This window comes from Verrucosispora sp. NA02020 (assembly GCF_013364215.1).
GTDB lineage: Bacteria > Actinomycetota > Actinomycetes > Mycobacteriales > Micromonosporaceae > Micromonospora.
This window is the reverse complement of sequence record NZ_CP054923.1, coordinates 6,506,330-6,527,569: the sequence shown is the minus strand read 5'-3', so window position 1 is coordinate 6,527,569 and position 21,240 is coordinate 6,506,330. Positions and strand designations below refer to the sequence as shown.

Here is a 21,240-nt window from a genome sequence, read left to right as displayed (position 1 = left end):
GTCACGGTAGGTGCCAGCGGCAACGGCGCACCATAGCGACACCGGGGAGTGTCAACCCGCCGATCGGTTTCCGGACATCCGGGAAGTCTTGATCATCGCGGGCACGGGAACGCCGACGTAGACTGGCACTCGCTACAGTCGAGTGCCAGAGTGTTCCTCTGGCACTCCGGGCGCTCCGGGCTGACCTGCGACAGGAGGTGGGGAGGATGGGTCTCGACGACCGGAAACTCGCCGTGCTCCGGGCGATCGTCGAGGACTACGTCGCCACCCAGGAGCCGGTCGGCAGCAAGGCCCTCGTCGAACGGCACCAACTCGGTGTGTCCCCCGCCACGGTCCGCAACGACATGGCCGTGCTGGAGGAGGAGGGCTACATCCGCCAGCCGCACACCAGTGCCGGGCGGGTGCCCACCGACCGTGGCTACCGCCTCTTCGTCGACCGGCTCAGTCGGGTCAAGCCGCTCAGCCCCGCCGAACGGCGGGCGATCGAACGGTTCCTGGTCGGCGCAGTGGACCTCGACGACGTGGTGCACCGCACCGTACGCCTGCTCGCGCAACTCACCCGCCAGGTCGCCGTGGTGCAGTACCCGAGCCTGGCCCGCTCCACCGTCCGGCACCTGGAACTCGTGCCGATCTCCACCACCCGGCTGACGCTGGTGATGATCGCCGACACCGGCCGGGTCGAGCAGCGGCTGGTCGAACTGCCCGCGCCGGTCCCCGCCGACGACGTCCTGGACCTGCGCCGACTCGTCAACGAGAAGCTGGTCGGCACCCGCCTGTCCGACACGCCACCGCTGGTGCAGACACTCATCGACGAGTGCGCGCCGCACCTGCGGGCGGCCATGACCACGCTCTCCACCGTCCTGCTGGAGACCCTCGTCGAACGGCACGAGGAGCGGCTCGCCCTGGCCGGCACCGCCAACCTGGCCCGGGGCGGCCTGCTCGACTTCCAGGGGTCGCTGCGCCCCATCCTCGAAGCGCTCGAGGAGGAGGTGGTGCTGCTCAAGCTCATCGGCGAGGTCGAGCCGAGCACGCTGCGGGTCCGCATCGGCGACGAGAACCAGATCGACAACCTACGGGCGGCGTCCGTGGTCAGCACCGGATACGGCCCGGGCGCGACCATCGTCGGGGGGATGGGCGTGCTGGGTCCGACCCGGATGGACTACCCCGGAACAATCGCCACGGTGAGGGCCGTGGCACGCTACGTGGGCGAGCTGCTGGCCCAGAACTGACCAGTCAGGGCCGACGGCAGGCTGCCGCCACCGACCGGCGTAACGCGAGACGAACACGAGGACACGGAACCCAGTGGCCAGGGACTACTACGGCATTCTCGGCGTGAGCCGAGGGGCCTCCGACGACGAGATCAAGCGCGCCTACCGCAAGCTGGCGCGCCAGTTCCACCCGGACGTGAATCCGGACCCGGAGGCCCAGGAGAAGTTCAAGGACATCAACGCCGCGTACGAGGTGTTGTCCGACGACCGGAAACGGCAGATCGTCGACCTCGGTGGCGACCCGCTCGCCCCGGGCGGCGGCGGTGCCGGTGGGCCGGGCGGCCCCGGTGGCGCCGGACCCTTCGTCGGCTTCCAGGACATCATGGACGCCTTCTTCGGCGGGGCCACCGGCGCCGGGCGTGGCCCGCGACCGCGTACCCGGCCCGGGGCCGACGCGATCCTGCGGCTCGAACTGGACCTGCAGGAGACCGCCTTCGGGGTCGAGGCACCGATCACGGTCGACACCGCCGTGCTCTGCACCACCTGCACCGGGGCCGGTACCGCCGCCGGCACCCACCTGGCCACCTGCGAGGCGTGCGGTGGTCGGGGCGAGGTGCAGTCGGTGCAGCGCACCTTCCTCGGCCAGGTGGTCTCCGCCCGGCCGTGCACGGTCTGCCAGGGCTACGGCACGACCATCCCGCACCCCTGCCCCACCTGCGCCGGTGACGGCCGGGTCCGCACCCGCCGCTCGCTGACCGTGAAGATCCCGGCCGGCGTCGAGGACGGGATGCGGATCCGCCTGGCGCAGCAGGGCGAGGTCGGCCCGGGTGGCGGCACCGCCGGTGACCTCTACGTGGAGATCCACGAGCGGCCGCACGACGTCTTCTCCCGCAAGGGCGACGACCTGCACTGCCGGGTCACCGTGCCGATGACCGCCGCCGCGCTCGGCACCCGGCTGACCATCAAGACGCTGGACAGCGAGGAGCCGGTCGACGTGAAGCCGGGCACCCAGCCGGGCAGCACGCTGCGGCTACGGGCCAGGGGCGTACCGCACCTGCGCGGTGCCGGTCGGGGCGACCTCTACGTCCACCTCGACGTGCGTACCCCGACCAAGCTCGACGCCGACCAGGAGCGGATGTTGCGGGAGTTCGCCGTGACCCGGGGCGAGGAGGTCGCCGAGCTCAGCAAGCAGGGCGGGTTCTTCTCCCGGATGCGCGACGCCTTCAACGGCCACGCCTGAGGTGTCCGCTCCGCTCTTCCTGGTCGAGTCGCTGCCCACCACCGACTCGACGGTGCTCGACGGGCCGGAGGGCCACCACGCGGCCACCGTGCAGCGGCTCCGGGTCGGCGAGGAGCTGCTGCTCGCCGACGGTCGGGGCGGCACCGCCGAGGCGGTGGTCACCGCCGTCGGCCGGGGCACCCTCGACCTGGACATCACCGCTCGCGGGTACGTCGACGCGGCGCACCCGCGACTGGTGGTGGTGCAGGGCATCGCCAAGGGCGACCGGGGTGAGCTGGCCGTGCAGGCGATGACCGAGACGGGCGTGGACGAGATCGTCCCCTGGGCGGCGTCCCGCTCGGTGGTGCAGTGGCGCGGCGAACGAGGCGTCCGGGCCCGGGCCAAGTGGGTGGCGACCGCCCGGGAGGCGGCGAAGCAGGCCCGTCGGGCGTGGCTGCCGGTGGTCGCCGGTGCCCCGGACGAGTCCGGCACGTCGGTGGCCCGCCGGATCGCGGGGGCCGCCGCCGGCTATGTGCTGCACGAGGAGGCGAGCGACCGGCTGACCACCGTCGAGTTGCCCGACCGGGGCGAGATCGTGCTGGTGGTCGGCCCGGAAGGCGGCATCACTCCGGCCGAGCTGGCGGCCTTCCAGGAGGCCGGCGCGCGTCCGGTCCGGCTCGGCCCGTCGGTGCTGCGTACCTCCACGGCCGGGGTGGCCGCGCTGGCCGTGCTCGCCACCCGACTGCTGCGCTGGTGACCGTCACCGGCCACGCCCGCGCGGCGAGGCCGGTACGCCCTGCCCGACGGGTCGTGGCCGGGCCGGGGTAATGCACCTCGGCTCCTTTGCTCTGCTTCAACGGACGCAACGGTTTGCGGCCGGACGCGGCGCTCTCCGGCCGGGGATCTCTAGGTGCGCAGGTAGGAGGCGCCGTTGAGGTCCACGATGGTGCCGGAGGCCCACTCCGCCTCGGGGCTGGCCAACCAGTGCACCGCCGCCGCGATCTCCTCGGGGCGGGCCACCCGGTCGAACGGGCTCTGTGCCCGGACCGCGTCGCCGCGCGGCGACTTCAGGTGCTCGTTGGTCATGTCGGTCGCCACGAAACCGGGCGCGACCGTGGCGACCGCGATGCCGTACGGCGCCAGGGCCACCGCAAGCGACTGGGCCATCGCGTTGAGCCCGGCCTTGCTGGCCCCGTACGCCGGGTTGGCAGGCTCGCCTCGGAACGCGCCGCGCGACGAGACGTTGACGATGCGCCCGCCGCCCGAGCGCATGTGCTGGGCCGCGCACCAGGCGGCGTTGGCGGCACCGAGCAGGTTGGTGTCGAGGATCGCGCGCCACCGTCTCTGCCACTGCTCGTAGCTGCTCTCGAAGACCGGGTGCGGTGGATCGGCCGGGCCGAACACCCCGGCGTTGTTGACGAGTACGTCGAGCCCGCCGAGTCGTTCCGCCGCCTCGTCCACCATCGCCCGTACCGCGTCGGGGTCGGCCAGGTCGGCGCGGACCACCAGATGGCCGTCGCCGGGAAGCGCGGCCCGCAACGCCTCGGCCAGGTCTGCCGAGTCGCGGTGGTGGATCGCCACCCGGTCGCCGGAGGCGGCGAACGCCGTGACCACCGCCCGTCCGATGCCGCGTGACCCACCCGTGACCAGTACCGCCCGCCCCGACATGCGCGCCATCCTGCCGCACCCGCCCAGATGTAAGGAAGGGACCCTTCCTATACACGAGGCGTTAGTAGGGGGCCCTTCCTTACACTGCCCCGGTGAGTACTCCTGACTGCCTGTTCTGCCGGATCGTCGCCGGGGAGATCCCGGCCACCGTGGTCCGCGAGACCCCCACCACGCTCGCCTTCCGCGACATCGACCCGAAGGCGCCGGTGCACGTCCTCGTCATCCCCAAGGAGCACTACGCCGACGTGGCCACCCTGGCCGCCGGCGATCCGGCGCTGGCCGGTGAGGTGCTGGCCACGGCCGCCGCGGTGGCCGAGGACGAGGGGCTGCTCGGGGACGGCTTCCGGCTGATGTTCAACACCGGGGCGTACGGCGGTCAGGAGGTCTTCCACGTGCACGCGCACCTGTTGGGTGGTGCGCCGCTCGGGCCGATGCTGGCCCGGAGCGTGGCGTGACCACAGCCGCCACCGGTCGACTCGACCGGATGGTCCGGGAGGTCCAGGCGCGGGGACGGGTGCCGGCCGTGGCGGCGGCGGTGCACCGGGCGGACCGCCCGCTGTGGACGTGCGTGGTCGGCGGCACCGGCAACGACACCGCGCTGGACGAGGACACCCGGTTCCGGATCGGGTCGGTGACCAAGACGTTCACCGCCGTGCTCACCCTCCAGTGCCGCGACGACGGCCTGCTCGACCTCGACGACCCGCTGGACCGGCACCTGGACCTGCCGGCGCACGGCGAGCTGACCGTGCGCCGGTTGCTGTCGCACACCGCCGGCCTGCAACGGGAGCCGTACGGCGACGTCTGGGACACGTTGCGGGCGCCGGACGCCGACCGGCTGGTCGCCGAGCTGGCCCGGGCGGAGCGGGTGCTGCCGCCGGGTCGCCGCTACCACTACTCGAACCTGGGCATGGCGCTGCTGGGCCGGCTGGTCGGCCGGGTGCGGGGCGGGACCTGGGCCGAGGTGCTGACCGAGCGGGTACTCACTCCGCTGGGGCTGACCGCGACCACCGTCGACCCGGGGCCCCGCGCGGCGACCGGGTTCCTGGTGGACGCGTACTCCGACGAGGCGCGCCCGGAGCCGCCGACCGACTTCGGCGCGGTCGGGCCGGCCGCGCAGCTGTGGAGCACCGCCGGTGACATGGCCCGGTGGGCCGCGTTCCTGGCCGACCCGGGGGCGCTGGACCCGACCGGCGGGGTGCTCGCGCCGGCCACGCTGGAGGAGATGCGCTGGCCGGTGACGGTCACCGACGAGACGACGTGGTCGGGTGGCTTCGGCCTGGGCCTGATCCTGGTGCCGCAGGGACAGCGGGTGGTGCACGTCGGGCACGACGGGGCGATGCCCGGGTTCCTGGCCGGGGTGTACGGCCGGCGGGGCGGCGAGGGGGCGCCCGCCGCGTTCGGCGCCGCCGTGCTGGGTTCCTCCGGTACCGCCGTGGACCTGCTGGAACTGCCGCACCGGCTGCTCGCCGCCGCGGTCGAGCACGACCCGGCCGACATCGTGCCGTGGCGGCCGGGCACGCCGGCCCCGGAGCACCTGCGAGGGCTGCTCGGCCGCTGGTGGGGCGAGGGTTTCGAGTACGTCTTCGGCTGGCACGACGGTGCCCTGCAAGCGCGGGGCGCCGGTGACCCGACGGAGAGGCCGCCGGCGGTCTTCGCGCCGGTGCCGGAGCAGCCGGACGTGTTCCGGACGGTCTCCGGCCGGGAGGTCGGCGAACTGCTCCGGCTGACCCGGGACTCCGCCGGCGAGGTGGTCCGGATGCACTGGGCGACCTACCGGTTCACCCGACGGCAGGAGACCTTCGACGGGTACGACTTCCGGGCCGACGGCTGACTCTTTTGTCTACTTGTGCGCCAGTCGTCGGATCCCGTTCCGGTCATCGGTCCGTGCCGGGGTGGGCAGGCGCACCAGAGGGTCGCGACCGGCCGCCCCGAGGTAAATGGGCGGCGTGTCCCCGGCGGGGAAACGATACGATGGAGTCAACGTCCGCACGCCGTGGCAGCAGGCCCGGCGCCGAGATCGAGAGCAGGTGGCGCAGGGCCCCTCGGCCCGACCTATGACCGGCACCCCACCTCCCGACCCGCCCCGGGTGCAGACCAAGATCACGGTCCCCGACTCGAAGATCATGGTCAACCTCCTCGGCGCGGGTGACGAGATCCTGCGACTGGTCGAGCGCTCCGTGAACAGTGACGTGCACGTACGCGGCAACGAGATCACGATCACCGGTGCTCCCGCCGACAACGCCCTCGCCGAGCGGATCTTCAGCGAACTCCTCGAACTGATCGAGAAAGGCGAGATCCTGACCACAGACGCCGTCCGGCGTACCGTCGGCATGCTCGAACAGGGCGGCGCGGAGCGGCCCGCAGAGGTCCTGACGCTCAACATCCTGTCCCGGCGCGGGCGGACCATCCGCCCCAAGACGCTCGGGCAGAAGCGCTACGTCGACGCGATCGACGCGCACACCATCGTCTTCGGCATCGGCCCGGCCGGCACCGGCAAGACCTACCTCGCCATGGCGAAGGCGGTCCAGGCGTTGCAGGCCAAGCAGGTCAACCGGATCATCCTGACCCGACCGGCGGTCGAGGCGGGGGAGCGGCTGGGCTTCCTGCCCGGCACGCTCAACGAGAAGATCGACCCCTACCTGCGCCCGCTCTACGACGCGCTGCACGACATGCTGGACCCGGAGACCATTCCGAAGCTGATGGCGGCGGGCACCATCGAGGTCGCCCCGCTGGCGTACATGCGAGGTAGGGCACAGCCGTACGACGCGCGGGTCCTGACGCCGGAGGGCTTCAAACCGTTCGGATCGCTCCGGATCGGCGATCTGGTCATCGGGTCGGACGGGACGCCCACGCCGGTGATCGGGATCTACCCGCAGGGGCTCAAGAAGGTCTACCGGGTCACCACCCAGGACGGGGCGTCCACCCTGTGCTGTGGCGAACACCTCTGGACCGTCGCCACGCCGGAGGACAAACGGCGCGGCCTTCGGCGCACCCTCGAGACCCAGGAGATGGTCGGCCAGGAGTGGCGGGGTCACACCCGGCGCTACGAGCTTCCGGTCGTCGCGCCCGTGCACCTGGAGCCGCAGGACGTTCCGCTCGATCCGTACGTGCTCGGTCTGCTGCTCGGGGACGGCTCCATCTCGTGCCGGACGACGCCGGGTTTCTGCACCGCGGACCCGGAGCTCGCCCACGCGATCGAGGAAACGCTCACCGACATCGAACTCGTTCGCAAGAGCGAGTACGACTACGTGCTCCGGCACGTGCACGGGCACCGCGGCGGGGTGATCGTGGCCAACCCGGTGACCGTCGCGCTCCGGGAGCTGGGTCTGGCCGGGGCCAGGTCGCGGACCAAGTTCGTGCCGGACGTCTACAAGCACAACAGCGTCGACGTCCGCCTGGCCGTCCTGCAGGGGCTGCTCGACACCGACGGTGGGCCCTCGACGCAGGCGGGACGCACCTGCCGCGTGCAGTATTCGACGACCTCTCCCCGACTACGGGACGACGTCGTCTACCTCGTCCAGTCGTTGGGCGGTGTCGCCACGTGGGGCGTCCGAGCGGCGGAGGGTCGGAAACCCGGCCTGGCGAACGGCCGCTCGGTCGCCCATCGGGCCGACGCCTACGTGGTGGAGATCCGTCTACCCGAGGGTGTCCCACCCTTCCGGCTGGCCCGGAAGCGTCAGCGCTACGAGGAGCACGGTGGTGGCCGCCCGATGCGGTTCATCGACTCGATCATCCCGGCCGGGGTGCAGGAGACGATGTGCATCCAGGTGGCAGCGGAGGACTCGCTCTACGTCACCGACGAGTTCCTGGTCACCCACAACACGCTCAACGACGCGTTCATCATTCTCGACGAGGCGCAGAACACCACGCCCGAGCAGATGAAGATGTTCCTCACCCGGCTCGGGTTCGGTTCCAAGATCGTGGTGACCGGTGACGTCACCCAGGTGGACCTGCCCGGCGGGACCACCAGCGGGCTGCGCGTGGTCCGGGAGATCCTGGAAGGCGTGCCGGACGTGCACTTCGCGCAGCTCTCCAGCGCCGACGTGGTGCGACACCGACTGGTCGGTGAGATCGTCGACGCGTACGCCCGGTGGGACGCCGAGCGCGAGAACCAGCAGGCCCAGGGCGTGCACGCGGTGGCCGGGCGCACTGCCCAGGGCAACCGCGCCGGCCGGCGCCGCTAGACCGAGGGAAGACAGTTGTCCATCGAGATCGCCAACGAGTCCGGTGTCGAGGTCGACACCGACGCCGTGCTCGCCGTCGCCCGGCACGCGCTCGACGAGATGGGGGTCAACCCCCTCGCCGAACTCTCCGTGCTGCTGGTCGACATCGACTACATGACCGAGCTGAACCATCGCTGGATGGGCGGCGACGGTCCGACCGACGTGCTCGCGTTCCCCATGGACGAGGGCAGTGTCGACCACGGGCCGGGGGAGAACGCCGCCGCCGGTGGCGAGCCGGCCCTGCTCGGTGACATCGTGCTCTGCCCGGAGGTGGCGGCGAAACAGGCCGCGACCGCCGGGCACGGTGCCGCCGACGAGCTGCACCTGCTCACCGTGCACGGCGTGCTGCACCTGCTCGGCTACGACCACGCGGAGCCGGAGGAGGAGCGGGAGATGTTCGGGCTCCAGGCCCGGCTGCTGTCCAGCTGGCGGTCGACCCGCTCCCGGTGATGGACACTGTGCTGGCCGCGCCCGCCACCGGCCTACCCGATCTGCAACTGCTCGTCTTCGCGGCCGGGCTGGTGGTGCTCGCCGGCCTGATCGCGATGACCGAGGCCGCCCTGGCCGCGGTCTCCCCGGCCCGCGCCGCCGAACTGGCCCGTGACGGAGCCCGGGGAGCCCGTACGCTCCAGGCGGTCGCAGGTGACGTGGTCCGGCACCTCAACCTCCTGCTGCTGCTCCGGCTGCTCGCCGAGCTGACCGCCACCACGCTGGTGGCGCTGGTCGCGGTGGACACCTTCGGCGCGGGCTGGCGGGCGGCACTGGTCACCGCCGGGGCGATGACCGTGGTCAGCTTCGTGGTGGTCGGCGTCGGTCCGCGTACCCTCGGCCGGCAGCACGCGTACGCGGTGGGTCGCTCGGCCGCGCCGCTGGTGCGCTGGCTGGGCCGGGTGCTCAACCCGCTGGCGTCGCTGCTGATCCTGATCGGCAACGCGGTGACGCCCGGGCGCGGTTTCCGCGAGGGACCGTTCGCCACCCAGGTCGAGCTGCGTGAACTGGTCGACCTCGCGGAGCAGCGGGGCGTGGTGGAGCACGGCGAGCGGCAGATGATCCACTCGGTCTTCGCGCTCGGCGACACCATCGCCCGCGAGGTTATGGTGCCCCGGACCGAGATGGTGTGGATCGAGTCGGGCAAGAACCTGTCCCAGGCGCTCGTGTTGTTCCTACGCTCCGGGTTCTCCCGGATCCCGGTGATCGGCGAGAGCGTCGACGACGTGCTCGGCATCCTCTATCTCAAGGACCTGATCCGGCGTACCCAGGGCGGGGCCGCCGAGGACCGGCAGCTTCCGGTCGCCGAGCTGATGCGGCCGGCGACCTTCGTGCCGGAGTCCAAGCCCGTCGACGACCTGCTCTCCGAGATGCAGGCTGCCCGCAACCACCTGGTCATCGTGGTCGACGAGTACGGCGGCACCGGTGGTCTGGTCACCATCGAGGACATCCTCGAAGAGATCGTCGGGGAGATCACCGACGAGTACGACGTCGAGCGCCCGCCGATCGAGCAGTTGCCGGACGGCGCGGTGCGGGTCACCGCCCGGCTGCCGGTGGAGGCGCTCGGCGAGTTGTTCGACACCGAGCTGCCGCACGACGAGGTCGAGACGGTGGGCGGTCTGCTCGCCCAGTCTCTCGGCCGGGTGCCGATCCCCGGCGCCGAGGCGGAGGTGTCCGGCCTCCGGCTGATCGCCGAGGGCACCACCGGCCGCCGCAACCGGATCGACACGGTGCTGGTGCACCGGGTCGAGCCGTCCGACACGCAGGAGAACCCGGGTGGCGAGGCGACGGCCTCCCGGGGCGACACCGACCGATCCGAGGAGAGGCTGCCCGCCGATGCCTGAGTCACCCGCCGTGCCGACCGCCCTGCCCGCCGAGGCCGAACTGAGCGCCGAGGACGGCAAGCTGGTCATCCTCGCCCGAGGTGCCCGGGGTCGGGTGGGTGCCGTGGAGGGCGCGGCCGTCCGGGACCAGGACGGTCGCACGTACGCGGCGGCGAGCGTGTCGCTGCCCTCGTTGACGATCACCGCGCTCCAGTTGGCGGTCGCCTCGGCGGCTGCGGCGGGCGCCACGCGGCTGGAGGCCGCCGTGGTGGTGACCGAGGCGTCCACCCTGGACGGCGCCGGCTACGCGGCCGTACGCGACCTGGCCGCCGACGCCCCGGTGCACCTCGCCGCCCCCGACGGCACGGTCCTCGGCACGGTGACCGCATGAGCCGCGACCACGTCGGAGTGCCGGCATGAGCGAGCGGAGTGCGGGCATGAGCGCGAGGGACGCCGGTCCGGGCGAGCGGGACTACCGGGCCGGGTTCGCGTGTTTCGTGGGGCGGCCGAACGCCGGCAAGTCCACGTTGACCAACGCGATCGTCGGCCAGAAGATCGCCATCACCTCGAACAAGCCGCAGACCACCCGGCACGTCATCCGCGCGGTGCTGCACCGGCCGGACGCGCAGCTGGTGCTGGTCGACACGCCGGGTCTGCACCGACCCCGGACGTTGCTGGGGGAGCGGCTCAACGATCTGGTGCGGCAGACCTGGAGCGAGGTCGACGTGATCGGCCTGTGCATCCCGGCGGACGAGCCGGTCGGTCGTGGTGACCGGTTCATCACCGGGGAGTTGGCCGAGTTGAAGGCGACCGTGCTGGCGGTGGTCACCAAGACCGACCTGGTCGACAAGAAGCGGCTGGCCGAGCAGTTGCTGGCTGTCAGCGAGCTGGGCGAGTTCGCGGCGGTGGTGCCGGTCAGCGCGGTCTCCGGACACCAGGTGGACACCCTGGTCGAGGTGATGACGGGGTATCTCCCCGAGTCTCCCCAGCTCTATCCGGACGACATGCTCACCGAGGACCCGGAGCAGGTGCTGGTCGCCGAGCTGATCCGGGAGGCGGCACTGGAGGGCGTACGCGACGAGCTGCCGCACTCCATCGCCGTGGTGGTCGAGGAGATGTTCCCCGAGGGCCGTCTGATGAAGATCTTCGCCGACGTGTACGTCGAGCGGTCGAGCCAGAAGGCGATCGTGATCGGGCACCGTGGCGCTCGGCTGAAGGCGGTGGGCACTGCGGCCCGGCGGCAGATCGAGGAGCTGTTGGGCAGCCGCGTCTATCTCGACCTGCACGTCCGGGTGGCCAAGGACTGGCAGCGCGATCCGAAGCAGTTGCGCAAGCTCGGTTTCTGAACGGCTCCGACGCGTACCGGACGAAATGGACGACGAGCGCCTCAGCGTCTGATCGGTACCGGTCAGGCATATGGGAAGTTTCACTATACCGCTGGGTAGTTGGTCGTTTCCGCGACGCGCATCAGAGGGTAGGGAGGGTATGCCTCTGCCCCCGGACATAGATGCAGGCTGATGCGAAACCGTTACCTTGACCTGTTGCGTGCACTGGCCATCGTGCGGGTCGTCGTCTACCACGTCACTGGCTGGGCGTCGCTGACCGTGCTGTTCCCGGCGATGTCGGTGATGTTCGCGATGGCCGGGTCGCTGATGGCCGCCACGTTGTACCGGGTCGGCCCGTCGGCGGTGGGGCGGCGGCTGCGGCGACTGCTTCCGTCGCTCTGGGTGGTCGCCGCCATCTTCGTACCGGCGATGCTGCTCACCGGGCTGCCGCTGACCCCCAAGGTGTTGTTCTGGCTGTTCCCGGTCGTCGATCCACCGGCGAACTACTGGGGTGCGCTGGCGCTGAGCCCGATCTGGTACCTGCGGGACTACCTCTGGTTCGTGCTCGCCTCGCCGATCGCCATCTGGCTGTTCCGGCGGTTCCCGCTGCCCACCCTGCTCGCCCCCTACTTCCTGCTGATCTGCATCGAGTTCGGCATCTATCAGAACCCGCACGGCGTGCTGCGCGAGTTCGGCCTCTACTTCGGCGCGTGGCTGCTGGGCTTCGCCCACCAGGCGGGCATGCTGCGCCGGATGACGAACCGGGTGCTGGTGCCGGTCGTCCTGACGCTTGCGGCGACCGGCGGCGCCTGGATCCTCGCCAATCCCGGCCCGCGTGGTTACGACCTGAACGACATCCCGCTCGGCAACGCCCTCTGGTCGGCCGCGTTCATCCTGGTGGCGCTCGGCCGAGCGCCGTCGGCCGCCGCCTGGGTGGACCGCAACGAGCTGATCGGGCGCGCGGTCACCGTGCTGAACCGGCGGGCGCTGACCGTCTATCTCTGGCACATGGCCTTCGTGGTCGCGCTCACGCCGCTGGTGGACGTGGTCGGCTGGTCGCACCAGAACCTGCTGGGCCAGGTCATCCGGGTGGTCCTGGTCTTCGCCCTGGTGGGCGTGGTGACCGCGGCGTTCGGCTGGGTCGAGGACGTGGCGGCGCAGCGCCCGCCGGAGCTGATCCCCGGTGGGCGTCCGTCGTCGGCCCGCCCGCAGGCCGCACCGCGTCGGCCGGTGGGCGACCCGACCCCGGACGGGCGTCCGGGACCCGGTGGCGAGATGCTGCGGATCGATCGCGGGCGTCCGGGAACCGGTGGGGACAGACCGACGGATGGCGGCCCTCCGGGGTCCGGCGGGGAAGCGCCGGCCGATGGCGACCGGACCGGCGCGGAGGAACCGGTCGCTGCCGGCCGTGCCGCCGGTCGGGCCGCCCAGCGGCGTGAGGAGTCAGTGCCGGGCCCCCGTGGGCCCAGTGGCGGCGTCAGCGGGACGTGACCGCGAGGTCGCCGCTACCGGTCGCGACGTCGAGGACGAGCTTCGCGGTGGGGTCGTGCGGTACGCCGAGGTCGGCCGAGCCCGAGCCGACCGTCGAGAACACCTGGTAGGCGCCGGCCGGCACGGTCAGCTCGACGTGACCGCTGGACGCGTGCGCGCGGGCGGGGGCGGGTCGGTTCAGCTCCACGGTGACGTTGCCGGACCGGGCCTCCGCGTCCACCTCGCCACCGAGCCGGTTCGCGGTGATGTTGCCGGACCCGCTGCGGAGCACCACCGGCTCGGTCACGTCGTACACCTCGATGTTGCCGGAGCCGGTCTCCACCCGGACCGGGCCGGCGGCGCCGGCCACCCGGACGTCGCCGGAGCCGACGGTGACCTCCACCGTGCCGACCCGGCTCAGGTCGACCTCGCCGGAGCCGGTCTCGCCCCGCACACTGACCCCCTCGCCGGTGGTGACCTCGTAGGAGACGCTGCACCGGTTGCCGCAGGAGGTGTCCAGCACCAGTTCGGTGCCGGTGATCTCGTATGACGTACGCGGCTGGTTGCCCTGGTAGCGCACCACGCGCTTGATGCGGACGCCGTCCACTCCGCCGTCGGCCCGGACCACCACGTCACCGGCGCCGGGCAGGAGCCGGATCGCGGTGATCCGGGTGGACTCGGTGGTGTCGAAGTCCAGCCGGCCGAAGGAGAGGTTGTCACACCCGGCGAGGACGATCAGGGCGGTGGCCGCGACCGCCGCCACGGTGGCTCGACGGCCGGTGATGCGACGTGTGGTGACGCCCCGGCGGGTAGCGTCGGCCGGGTGTGCGGTGGCCGCCGGGGGTGCGGCGGCGGCCGGGCGCGGGGTGGCGGTCCGGCGCGCCGGGGTGGTCAGGTGCAGAGCCATGCCGAGCACGCTACGTCCGGTGCCGGCGGCGCACATCGGGGTAAGAAGGCCCGCCGACCCCGAGCGGACCCTGAGATCCGACCCGGGGGCAGACCCGAGTTCCGGCGGGGAGGGAGAATGGCGCGATGGCCGGGTACCGCCGACAGCTCTACCGCGACGACGCGGTGGTGCTGCGTGTGCAGAAACTCGGCGAGTCGGACCGGATCATCACCCTGCTCACCCGGCGGCACGGCCGGCTGCGCGCGGTCGCCCGGGGGGTACGCCGCACCACCTCGAAGTTCGGCGCCCGGCTGGAACCCTTCGGCCACGTCGACCTGCAACTCGCCGGTGACCCCAAGGGCGAGCTGGGCAGCTCGCTGCACAGCGTCAGCCAGGTCGAGGGGATCGATCTGTACGGCAAGCGGTTCCTCGGTGACTACCCCCGCTACACCGCGGCCAGCGCCATCGCCGAGACCGCCGAACGCCTCACCCCGGTGGAGCGGGAGCCGTCGCTACGGCTGTTCCAGCTCACCCTGGGCGCGCTCAAGGCACTGTCCGAGGGCACCCACGCGACGACGCTGGTGCTCGACGCGTACCTGCTGCGCGGGATGGCGCTGGCCGGTTGGGCACCGGCACTGACCGCCTGCGCGGTCTGCGGTACTCCCGGGCAGCACCGGGCCTTCTCCGTACCGGCCGGAGGCGCGGTCTGCCCGGACTGCCGCCCGCCCGGCGCGGCCCATCCCGCCCCGGCCACGATCGACCTGATGTCCGCCCTGACCACCGGTGACTGGCGGGTCGCCGACGCCACCGAGACCGGCGTACGCCGGGAGTGCAGCGGCCTGGTCGCGGCGCACCTGCAGTGGCACCTGGAGCGCGCGCTACGCTCGCTGCCGCTGGTGGACCGGGGCGGTCCGGCCACCGGCACGGTCCGACCCGGTGGCGGACGCGCCGGGGCGGCCCCGCCGCGCGACCCGGCCGGCGAGGGCTGACGCCCGACCGGGCGTCGATGGAGTCGAGCAGGGAGAGCCGAGTGATCCGATCCACCAGGGCCGTCCGGCGCGCGCCGGTGCCCCCGACGCCGCACCCGTCGGGCGCCCGACCTCCGGCGCTGCCGTCGGAGGCGGTGCCCCGGCACGTCGCCGTGGTGATGGACGGCAACGGCCGCTGGGCCAAGGAGCGCGGGCTGCCCCGCACCAAGGGCCACGAGGCGGGGGAGTTCTCCCTCTTCGACACCGTCGAGGGCGCCATCGAGATGGGCATCCCCTACCTGTCGGCGTACGCCTTCTCCACCGAGAACTGGCGACGCTCGCCGGACGAGGTGCGCTTCCTGATGGGCTTCAACCGGGACGTCATCCGCCGTCGCCGCGACCAGCTCGTCGACCTCGGGGTGCGGGTGGTCTGGTCGGGCCGCTCCGGACGGCTGTGGAAGAGCGTCATCTCCGAGTTGCAGACCGCCGAGGAGATGTCCCGGGGGAACTCGACGCTGACGCTCCAGTTCTGCGTCAACTACGGCGGGCAGGCGGAGATCGCCGACGCCGCCGCCGCGATCGCCCGGGACGTGGCCGCCGGCCGGCTGGACCCGGGCAAGGTCAACGAGAAGACCATCGAGCGGTATCTCTACCACCCCGAGGTGCCCGAGGTGGACCTGTTCCTGCGGCCCTCCGGCGAGCAGCGCACCTCGAACTTCATGCTCTGGCAGAGCGCGTACGCGGAGCTGGTCTTCCTGGACACGCTCTGGCCCGACTTCGACCGCCGCCACCTCTGGTACGCCTGCGAGCTGTACGCCCAACGGGACCGCCGATTCGGCGGTGCGCTGCCCAACCCGGTGGCCCCGACGGTCTGACGCTTAACGGCGGACCGGAGTGGGTATCAGTGTCGTCAGCAGCCACTGACGGAGGTGAACCCACATGATGCGCAAGCGTGTCGCCCAGTGGGCGGTGATGGCCGTTGCGGTTCCGTTGGCGGCCGCCGGTGCCCGCCGGCTCAGCCACTCGATGGAATCCCGGCGGGGCCCGTCCCGGGCCAGTCGCCTGCTCACGCAGGGAGCGGACCTGATCCGCCCGCAGAAGGCCCGGCGTCGCCGCTTCTTCTGACTGACGTATACGACGCCGCCCCTGGCTCCACGTGGAGCCAGGGGCGGCGTCGTATACGCGGGTGTGCGTGTAAGGAGGGGTCCCCTGCTAACGCCTGGTGCATAGCAGGGGACCCTTCCTAACGCGGAAGACCGGCGGGAAGACGTCAGGCCGGGGTCTCGGCGCGGTCGGGGGTGGCCCACAGGGTGTGGAAGGAACCGTCGCGGTCGACACGGCGGTAGGTGTGCGCGCCGAAGTTGTCCCGCAGGCCCTGGATGAGCGCGGCCGGGAGACGCTGCGCGCGCAGCGCGTCGAAGTAGGCCAGCGACGAGGCGAACGCGGGTGCCGGCACGCCGACCCGGGCCGCCTCGGCCACCACCCGCCGCCAGCTCGGCACACCGTCGCGCACGGTGTCCGCGAACCACGGCGCCACCAGCAGCGTGGGCAGCTCCGGCTGCTCGTCGTAGGCCTGCTTGATGCGGTCCAGGAAGCGGGCCCGGATGATGCAGCCGCCCCGCCAGATCTTCGCCGTGCCGCCCAGGTCGATGTCCCAGTCGTACTCGGCGCTGCCGGCCCGGATCTGGTCGAAGCCCTGCGCGTACGCCACGATCTTGGAGGCGAGCAGCGCCCGGCGTACGTCCTCGATGAACGCCTCGCGGTCGGCGACCTGCCACTTCTCCCCGGAGTCCGGGAACGCCCGCACTGCGGCCTCACGCTGGTCGACGTGACCGGAGAGCGACCGGGCGAACGTCGCCTCGGCGATGCCGGTGATCGGGATGCCGAGGTCGAGGGCGATCTGGACGGTCCACCGGCCGGTGCCCTTCTGCTCGGCCCGGTCCTGCACCACGTCCACGAACGCCTCGCCGGTGGCGGCGTCGGTGTGCGCCAGCACGTCGGCGGTGATCTCGATCAGGAAGGACTCCAGCTCACCGGAGTTCCACTCCCGGAAGATCTCCGCGAGTTCCGACGGGGTCGCGCCCAGTCCGGCGCGCAGCAGGTCGTACGCCTCGGCGATGAGCTGCATGTCGGCGTACTCGATGCCGTTGTGGACCATCTTCACGAAGTGCCCGGCACCGTCCGGCCCCACGTGCTCGCAGCAGGGCTCGCCCTCGACCTGCGCGGCGATCTTCTCGAAGATCGGCCCGAGCTTGCGGTACGACTCGGCCGACCCGCCCGGCATGATGCTCGGTCCCCAGAGGGCGCCCTCCTCGCCGCCGGAGACGCCGGTGCCGACGAAGTGCAGGCCCTTGGTCCGCAGCGCCTCCTCCCGGCGACGGGTGTCGGCGAAGTGCGCGTTGCCGCAGTCGATGATGATGTCGCCCTCTTCGAGCAGCGGCACCAACTCGTCGATCACCGCGTCGGTGGGGCCGCCCGCCTTGACCATGATGATCACCGCGCGCGGGCGCTCCAGCGCGGCGACGAAGTCCGCCAGGGACTCCGTCGGCACGAAGGTGCCCTCGTCGCCGTGCTCGGCCACCAGCGACCGGGTCCGTTCCGGCGAGCGGTTGTGCAACGCCACGGTGAACCCGTTGCGGGCCAGGTTCCGGGCCAGGTTCCGACCCATCACCGCCAGCCCGGTCACACCGATCTGCGCCGTAGCCCGATCCGCCATCCTCGTCGCCACCTTCCGCCGTCTACCTGTAGTGCTGCGACGGTATCGCGGCCGGACCCCGGACCGCGCCGTCCCCCCACCGCTGGTCATCAGGTGGTCGCGTAGCGCATGGCGCCGGGTTGCCGATAATCCGGATGCGTTCCGCTCTCCGGCCGGGATAGCGTGCGGGCATGCGCTACTGACACCCGCTTCATCGAGCCGGTCCGCCGCCCTGTGGCCGTGGACCCGTCGCTTCCGGGTGTCCGCGCGTCCCTCTCGTCGCCGTTGACGCGACGTCCTCCGTGGCCGCTCCGGAACGACCTTCCGCTGACCCCGCCCGACCGCCGTCCGGCGGTCCCCACCGACGGCGGTGGCGTGGCGTACGCGCCGACACCGCCGAGCGAGGAGGCTCCGATGCCTGCCAGCCGTAAACCGAAGAAGTCCCGTGGTGCCGCCCGGGTGTCCACGGTGACGCCGCCCCACGTCGACGCGTCGACCGACGCGGTCACCCCACCGCTCGGACTGCCGCCCCTGGTACGGCCCTCCGCCGGGCTCACGTCCCCGGCGGCGCCGTTGCCTCCGGTCGACACGTCCAGGTCGGACCTCGCAGACCGGGAGCCGCCGGGCGCACCGCCCGCGCCGACCACCGGTCCGACAGCCTCCGGCCGGGGCAAGGGGGTCCGTTCCGACCGTGGACAGCGTGTCGGAGCGGGCCGGCAGTACGCCTTCCGGCGCAAGTGAGCGACCGGGGCACCGTACGGGGTGGCTGAAAGGTGGGTGGATCTGTTGTCGTCGGAGCAACAACAGATCCACCCACCTCCGGCGCGCGGCTCAGCCGATCAGCGGACGGAAGGTGCCGAGCGCGACGCTGACGCCCAACGCGGCGGCGGCCAGCGTCGCCGCGACGACCATCAGCAGCCAGTCGGCCGCGCCGAAATACTGCCGGCGGGCGACGGTACGCGGCACCCCCGCGTCGAAGCCGCGCGCGTCCATCGCGACCGCCAGCCGGGTGCCCCGGCGGATCGCGCCGACCAGCAGCGTGAACGCGGTGGAGACGAAGAGCCGCAGTTTCGCCACCGGGTTGCGTCCCGCCTCGACACCACGTGCCCGGCGGGCCATGACGATCATCTGCCACTCCTGCCCGAGCAGCGGGAGCAGCCGGAACGCCGCTAGCGCGCCGATCGCGAACCGGGCCGGTGCGCGGGCGTTCTGCACCAGCGCGTCGGCAAGGTCGGTCGGATCGGTGGTGGCGAAGACGATCACGCCGGGCAGTGCCACCGCGAACAGCCGCAGCACCAGGCCGAGCGCGGTGAGCAGCACCGCCGAGGTGACCACGACCGGTCCGGCGTCGAGCAGGACCCGGCCCGAGCGGTCCGCGGCGAAGAGCACCAGCGTCACCAGTACGCCGACGGCGGCGGCGAGCAACGGCCACACCCGGCGGAGCAGCACCCGGTAGCGCACGCCGAACAGCGGCAGGACCGCCAACTCGATCGCGATCGCGATCGCCGGTGCGACCGGGTCCAGTGTCGCCAGCAGCGGAAACGCGAACAGCAGCGCCGCCGCCAGCTTGGCCACCGGATTGCGCCGGGCCAGTGGCGCGTCCGGCCGGGCGACCGGTTCGAAGTCGATCATCGGTCCGCCGCCGGAGGAGACGACGGGGCCTCGGCGGCTGGTGGGCGCGTCAGCGTCAGCGTCCGGTCGGCGAGCGCGGCGACGAACTCGGCGTCGTGGGTGACCGTCACCAGGCCGTGACCGGCGTCGCGTAGCTCCGCGAACAGGTCCACCAGCTCCCGCCAGGTGCGTCGGTCCTGGCCGAAGGTGGGCTCGTCGCAGATCAGCAGCCGGGGCGCGGTGGCCAGGGCGGTCGCGACGCTCAGCCGCCGCGCCTCGCCGCCGGAGAGGGTGTACGGGTTCGCCCCGGCCAGGCGGTCCAACCGCAGCCGTTGCAGCAACTCGTCGACGCGTCGGCGGACCGCCGTCTCGGTGGCGCCGGTCCGTCGGGGGCCGAGTGCCAGTTCGTCGAAGACCGTGCCGGTGACGAACTGGTGTTCCGGGTCCTGGAACACCGAGCCGATCCGGCGGGCCAGCGCGGGTGCCCGCCACCGGTGAGGTGGGGTGCGGGCGTCGGCCCCGGCCAGCTCGACGCCGGCCGCCAGCCGCCCGGTGCCCGGCTTGAGCAGCCCGCCGAGCAGCACCGCGAGGGTGGACTTGCCGGCGCCGTTGGGGCCGAGCACGGCGAGTGCCGCTCCGGCGCGTACCGCCAGGTCGGTGGCGGCCAGCCGGGGCGGGTGGCCGAGCCGGTCGGCGGTGAGCAACACCTCGCCGGGGCCGGTGGTGGCCCGGCGCGGCGGGATCTGGCGGCCGGGCACCCAGACGCCGTCGGCGGCGAGGGCGTCGCCGTGGGCGGCGAACACGGCCTCCGGCGGGCCGTCGACGCGGACGCCGCCACCGGCGTCGAGCACCACCACCCGGTCGACCAGCGGCAGGGCGTCCGCCACCCGGTGCTCGACCAGGATCAGGGTGGTGTCGCCGTCGACCGCGCGGCCCACGGCGGCACGGACCAGGTCGGCCCCGGCCGGGTCGAGGTTGGCGGTGGGTTCGTCGAGCAGCAGCAGGTGGGGACGGAGCGCGAGCACGCCGGCCAGGGCGAGCCGCTGCTGTTCGCCGCCGGAGAGCGCGGCGGTGGGGCGGTCGCGGGGGTGCGGGAAGCCGACCCGGCGCAGCGCCTCGTCCACCCGGGGCCAGATCTGCGTGGCGGGTACGCCCCGGTTCTCCAGCCCGAACGCGACGTCGTCGCCGCTGCGGGCCATGACGAGCTGGGACTGCGGATCCTGGAAGACGATGCCGACCCGTTCGCGGGTCTCGGCGGGCGGCCGGCCGTCGATCTCGATGCTGCCCTCCTGTTCGCCGGAGTCCTCCGGCAGCAGTCCGGCCAGCGCGGCGAGCAGGGTGCTCTTGCCGGCGCCGGAGGGCCCGAGCAGCAGCAGCCGCTCGCCTCGGCGTACCCGCAGGTCCACGCCGCGCACCGCCCAGGCGCGCCGCCCGGCGTGGCGCCAGCCGAAGCCGCGCAGCCGCACCTCACCCATCCGCCACCCCCGCTCTCGTCCCCGACCCGCCGGTGGCCCGGTGGAGCCGGTCGGACCGGCTCCACCGGGCGTGGTCAGACCAGGTTCCGCTCGCGACCGGCGGGGAAGCGGTCCAGGACGCCGGTGCCGGCGAGCGCCTTGGTGAGCGCGTAGCCGCCGGCACCGGCGATCACGGTGGCGCTGAGCACGGTGAGCAGCGCGTACGGGATGCGGTAGGTGCCCAGCTCGTACGCGGCGTTCCAGGTGAAGAAGTCGAACAGGGCGGCGCCGAGGCCGGTCATCGCGCCGGCGAGCAGCGCCGTCGGCAGCCGGAACGAGCGGTACCGGAAGGCGGCGAAGGCCATCTCCGCGCCGAGGCCCTGGATCAGGCCCTGGACGATGGTGACACCGCCCCACTCGGAGCCCAGCAACGCCGACACCGTCGCCGCGACCGCCTCGCAGAACAGCGCGGCACCCGGCTTGCGGATCACCAGCCCGCCGAGCACCGCCGGGACCAGCCAGACGCCGTACATGACGGCCTGGCTGGCCGGGAAGAAGGCGAAGGCCGGGTCGACCGCCCGCCAGAGCAGGCCCCAGGCCCAGAAGATGACACCGAAGCCGACGGCGATCACCGCGGCCACGACGATGTCGACGGTGCGCCACCGGGTGGTGGTCGGTTGGCTCATGAGTGCTCCCAGTCCA

The 21,240-nt window shown here is 72.6% G+C and carries 20 protein-coding genes and 3 pseudogenes; 17 read left to right on the top strand and 6 right to left on the bottom strand.

From position 1 onward, the window contains the following. The first annotated feature begins 206 nt into the window (after positions 1-206). The 3 genes from hrcA (at position 207) to HUT12_RS29165 (ending at position 3,184) form a co-directional block, all read left to right on the top strand. Positions 207-1,229: a heat-inducible transcriptional repressor HrcA gene (gene hrcA, locus HUT12_RS29175; RefSeq protein ID WP_131053813.1), complete on the top strand. Its 1,023-nt coding sequence runs from the start codon at positions 207-209 to the stop codon at positions 1,227-1,229. 73 nt (positions 1,230-1,302) lie between these two features. Then, complete coding sequence (dnaJ, locus tag HUT12_RS29170) at positions 1,303-2,448, top strand: molecular chaperone DnaJ (protein WP_131053814.1); 1,146 nt, start codon at positions 1,303-1,305, stop codon at positions 2,446-2,448. Between the two features lies 1 nt (position 2,449). Next, positions 2,450-3,184 carry a 16S rRNA (uracil(1498)-N(3))-methyltransferase gene (locus HUT12_RS29165; RefSeq protein ID WP_131053815.1) on the top strand — a complete coding sequence of 245 codons (735 nt, stop codon included), beginning with the start codon at positions 2,450-2,452 and terminating at the stop codon, positions 3,182-3,184. 149 nt (positions 3,185-3,333) lie between these two features. Here HUT12_RS29165 and HUT12_RS29160 read toward each other — a convergent pair whose 3' ends face one another. After that, positions 3,334-4,095, bottom strand: coding sequence for an SDR family NAD(P)-dependent oxidoreductase (locus HUT12_RS29160; RefSeq protein WP_176095307.1), 762 nt, complete (start codon positions 4,093-4,095; stop codon positions 3,334-3,336). A 92-nt stretch (positions 4,096-4,187) separates the two neighbouring features. Here HUT12_RS29160 and HUT12_RS29155 point away from each other — a divergent pair, with 92 nt between their 5' ends. The 10 genes and pseudogenes from HUT12_RS29155 (at position 4,188) to HUT12_RS29120 (ending at position 12,945) form a co-directional block, all read left to right on the top strand. Further along, positions 4,188-4,550 (top strand): histidine triad nucleotide-binding protein, encoded by a 363-nt coding sequence (locus HUT12_RS29155; RefSeq protein WP_176095306.1) that lies wholly within the window; start codon positions 4,188-4,190, stop codon positions 4,548-4,550. A 29-nt stretch (positions 4,551-4,579) separates the two neighbouring features. Next, complete coding sequence (locus HUT12_RS29150) at positions 4,580-5,926, top strand: serine hydrolase (protein WP_176096025.1); 1,347 nt, start codon at positions 4,580-4,582, stop codon at positions 5,924-5,926. Positions 5,927-6,149: 223 nt separating this feature from the next. Beyond that, a pseudogene (locus HUT12_RS33030) lies at positions 6,150-6,845 on the top strand (PhoH family protein); the annotation flags it as partial. Beyond that, a pseudogene (locus HUT12_RS33025) lies at positions 6,834-7,652 on the top strand (LAGLIDADG family homing endonuclease); the annotation flags it as partial. The pseudogenes HUT12_RS33030 and HUT12_RS33025, both read left to right, overlap by 12 nt. Before the next feature lie 264 nt (positions 7,653-7,916). After that, positions 7,917-8,279 (top strand): annotated as a pseudogene (locus HUT12_RS33020) (PhoH family protein); the annotation flags it as partial. Positions 8,280-8,294: 15 nt separating this feature from the next. After that, the gene (gene ybeY, locus HUT12_RS29140) at positions 8,295-8,768 is read left to right on the top strand and encodes an rRNA maturation RNase YbeY (RefSeq protein ID WP_131053820.1); all 474 of its coding nucleotides are present in this window, start codon (positions 8,295-8,297) and stop codon (positions 8,766-8,768) included. Then, on the top strand, positions 8,744-10,150 hold the full coding sequence (locus tag HUT12_RS29135; RefSeq protein WP_176096024.1) for a hemolysin family protein: 1,407 nt from the start codon (positions 8,744-8,746) through the stop codon (positions 10,148-10,150). The genes ybeY and HUT12_RS29135 overlap by 25 nt, the downstream gene beginning before the upstream one ends. After that, complete coding sequence (locus HUT12_RS29130) at positions 10,143-10,520, top strand: cytidine deaminase (protein ID WP_131053822.1); 378 nt, start codon at positions 10,143-10,145, stop codon at positions 10,518-10,520. The genes HUT12_RS29135 and HUT12_RS29130 overlap by 8 nt, the downstream gene beginning before the upstream one ends. 46 nt (positions 10,521-10,566) lie before the next feature. Beyond that, positions 10,567-11,475, top strand: coding sequence for a GTPase Era (era, locus tag HUT12_RS29125; RefSeq protein WP_176095304.1), 909 nt, complete (start codon positions 10,567-10,569; stop codon positions 11,473-11,475). A gap of 171 nt (positions 11,476-11,646) precedes the next feature. Then, a complete protein-coding gene (locus HUT12_RS29120) occupies positions 11,647-12,945 on the top strand; it encodes an acyltransferase family protein (protein WP_254876986.1) in 1,299 nt (432 codons plus the stop codon). Here HUT12_RS29120 and HUT12_RS29115 read toward each other — a convergent pair. After that, the gene (locus HUT12_RS29115; RefSeq protein ID WP_176095303.1) at positions 12,932-13,831 is read right to left on the bottom strand and encodes a DUF4097 family beta strand repeat-containing protein; all 900 of its coding nucleotides are present in this window, start codon (positions 13,829-13,831) and stop codon (positions 12,932-12,934) included. The two genes, HUT12_RS29120 and HUT12_RS29115, sit on opposite strands and share 14 nt — an antisense overlap. Before the next feature lie 125 nt (positions 13,832-13,956). On the opposite strand from HUT12_RS29115, the gene recO reads away from it, so the two are divergent. From recO to HUT12_RS29100, 3 genes are all read left to right on the top strand, one after another. Then, positions 13,957-14,799, top strand: coding sequence for a DNA repair protein RecO (recO, locus tag HUT12_RS29110; protein WP_176095302.1), 843 nt, complete (start codon positions 13,957-13,959; stop codon positions 14,797-14,799). 77 nt (positions 14,800-14,876) lie between these two features. Then, complete coding sequence (locus HUT12_RS29105) at positions 14,877-15,653, top strand: isoprenyl transferase (RefSeq protein ID WP_254877086.1); 777 nt, start codon at positions 14,877-14,879, stop codon at positions 15,651-15,653. A gap of 64 nt (positions 15,654-15,717) precedes the next feature. Further along, positions 15,718-15,903, top strand: coding sequence for a hypothetical protein (locus tag HUT12_RS29100; protein ID WP_176095300.1), 186 nt, complete (start codon positions 15,718-15,720; stop codon positions 15,901-15,903). A gap of 145 nt (positions 15,904-16,048) precedes the next feature. Here HUT12_RS29100 and gndA read toward each other — a convergent pair whose 3' ends face one another. Then, the gene (gene gndA, locus HUT12_RS29095; RefSeq protein WP_131056462.1) at positions 16,049-17,494 is read right to left on the bottom strand and encodes an NADP-dependent phosphogluconate dehydrogenase; all 1,446 of its coding nucleotides are present in this window, start codon (positions 17,492-17,494) and stop codon (positions 16,049-16,051) included. 393 nt (positions 17,495-17,887) lie between these two features. Here gndA and HUT12_RS29090 point away from each other — a divergent pair, with 393 nt between their 5' ends. Next, positions 17,888-18,214, top strand: a complete 327-nt coding sequence (locus HUT12_RS29090) for a hypothetical protein (protein ID WP_176095299.1) — start codon at positions 17,888-17,890, stop codon at positions 18,212-18,214. Between the two features lie 90 nt (positions 18,215-18,304). On the opposite strand, the gene HUT12_RS29085 is transcribed toward HUT12_RS29090, so the two are convergent. From HUT12_RS29085 to HUT12_RS29075, 3 genes are all read right to left on the bottom strand, one after another. After that, the gene (locus tag HUT12_RS29085; RefSeq protein WP_176095298.1) at positions 18,305-19,105 is read right to left on the bottom strand and encodes an energy-coupling factor transporter transmembrane protein EcfT; all 801 of its coding nucleotides are present in this window, start codon (positions 19,103-19,105) and stop codon (positions 18,305-18,307) included. After that, positions 19,102-20,559, bottom strand: coding sequence for an ABC transporter ATP-binding protein (locus HUT12_RS29080; protein ID WP_176095297.1), 1,458 nt, complete (start codon positions 20,557-20,559; stop codon positions 19,102-19,104). The genes HUT12_RS29085 and HUT12_RS29080 overlap by 4 nt, the downstream gene beginning before the upstream one ends. A 74-nt stretch (positions 20,560-20,633) precedes the next feature. Next, complete coding sequence (locus tag HUT12_RS29075; RefSeq protein ID WP_131057735.1) at positions 20,634-21,224, bottom strand: ECF transporter S component; 591 nt, start codon at positions 21,222-21,224, stop codon at positions 20,634-20,636. Positions 21,225-21,240 lie beyond the last annotated feature (16 nt).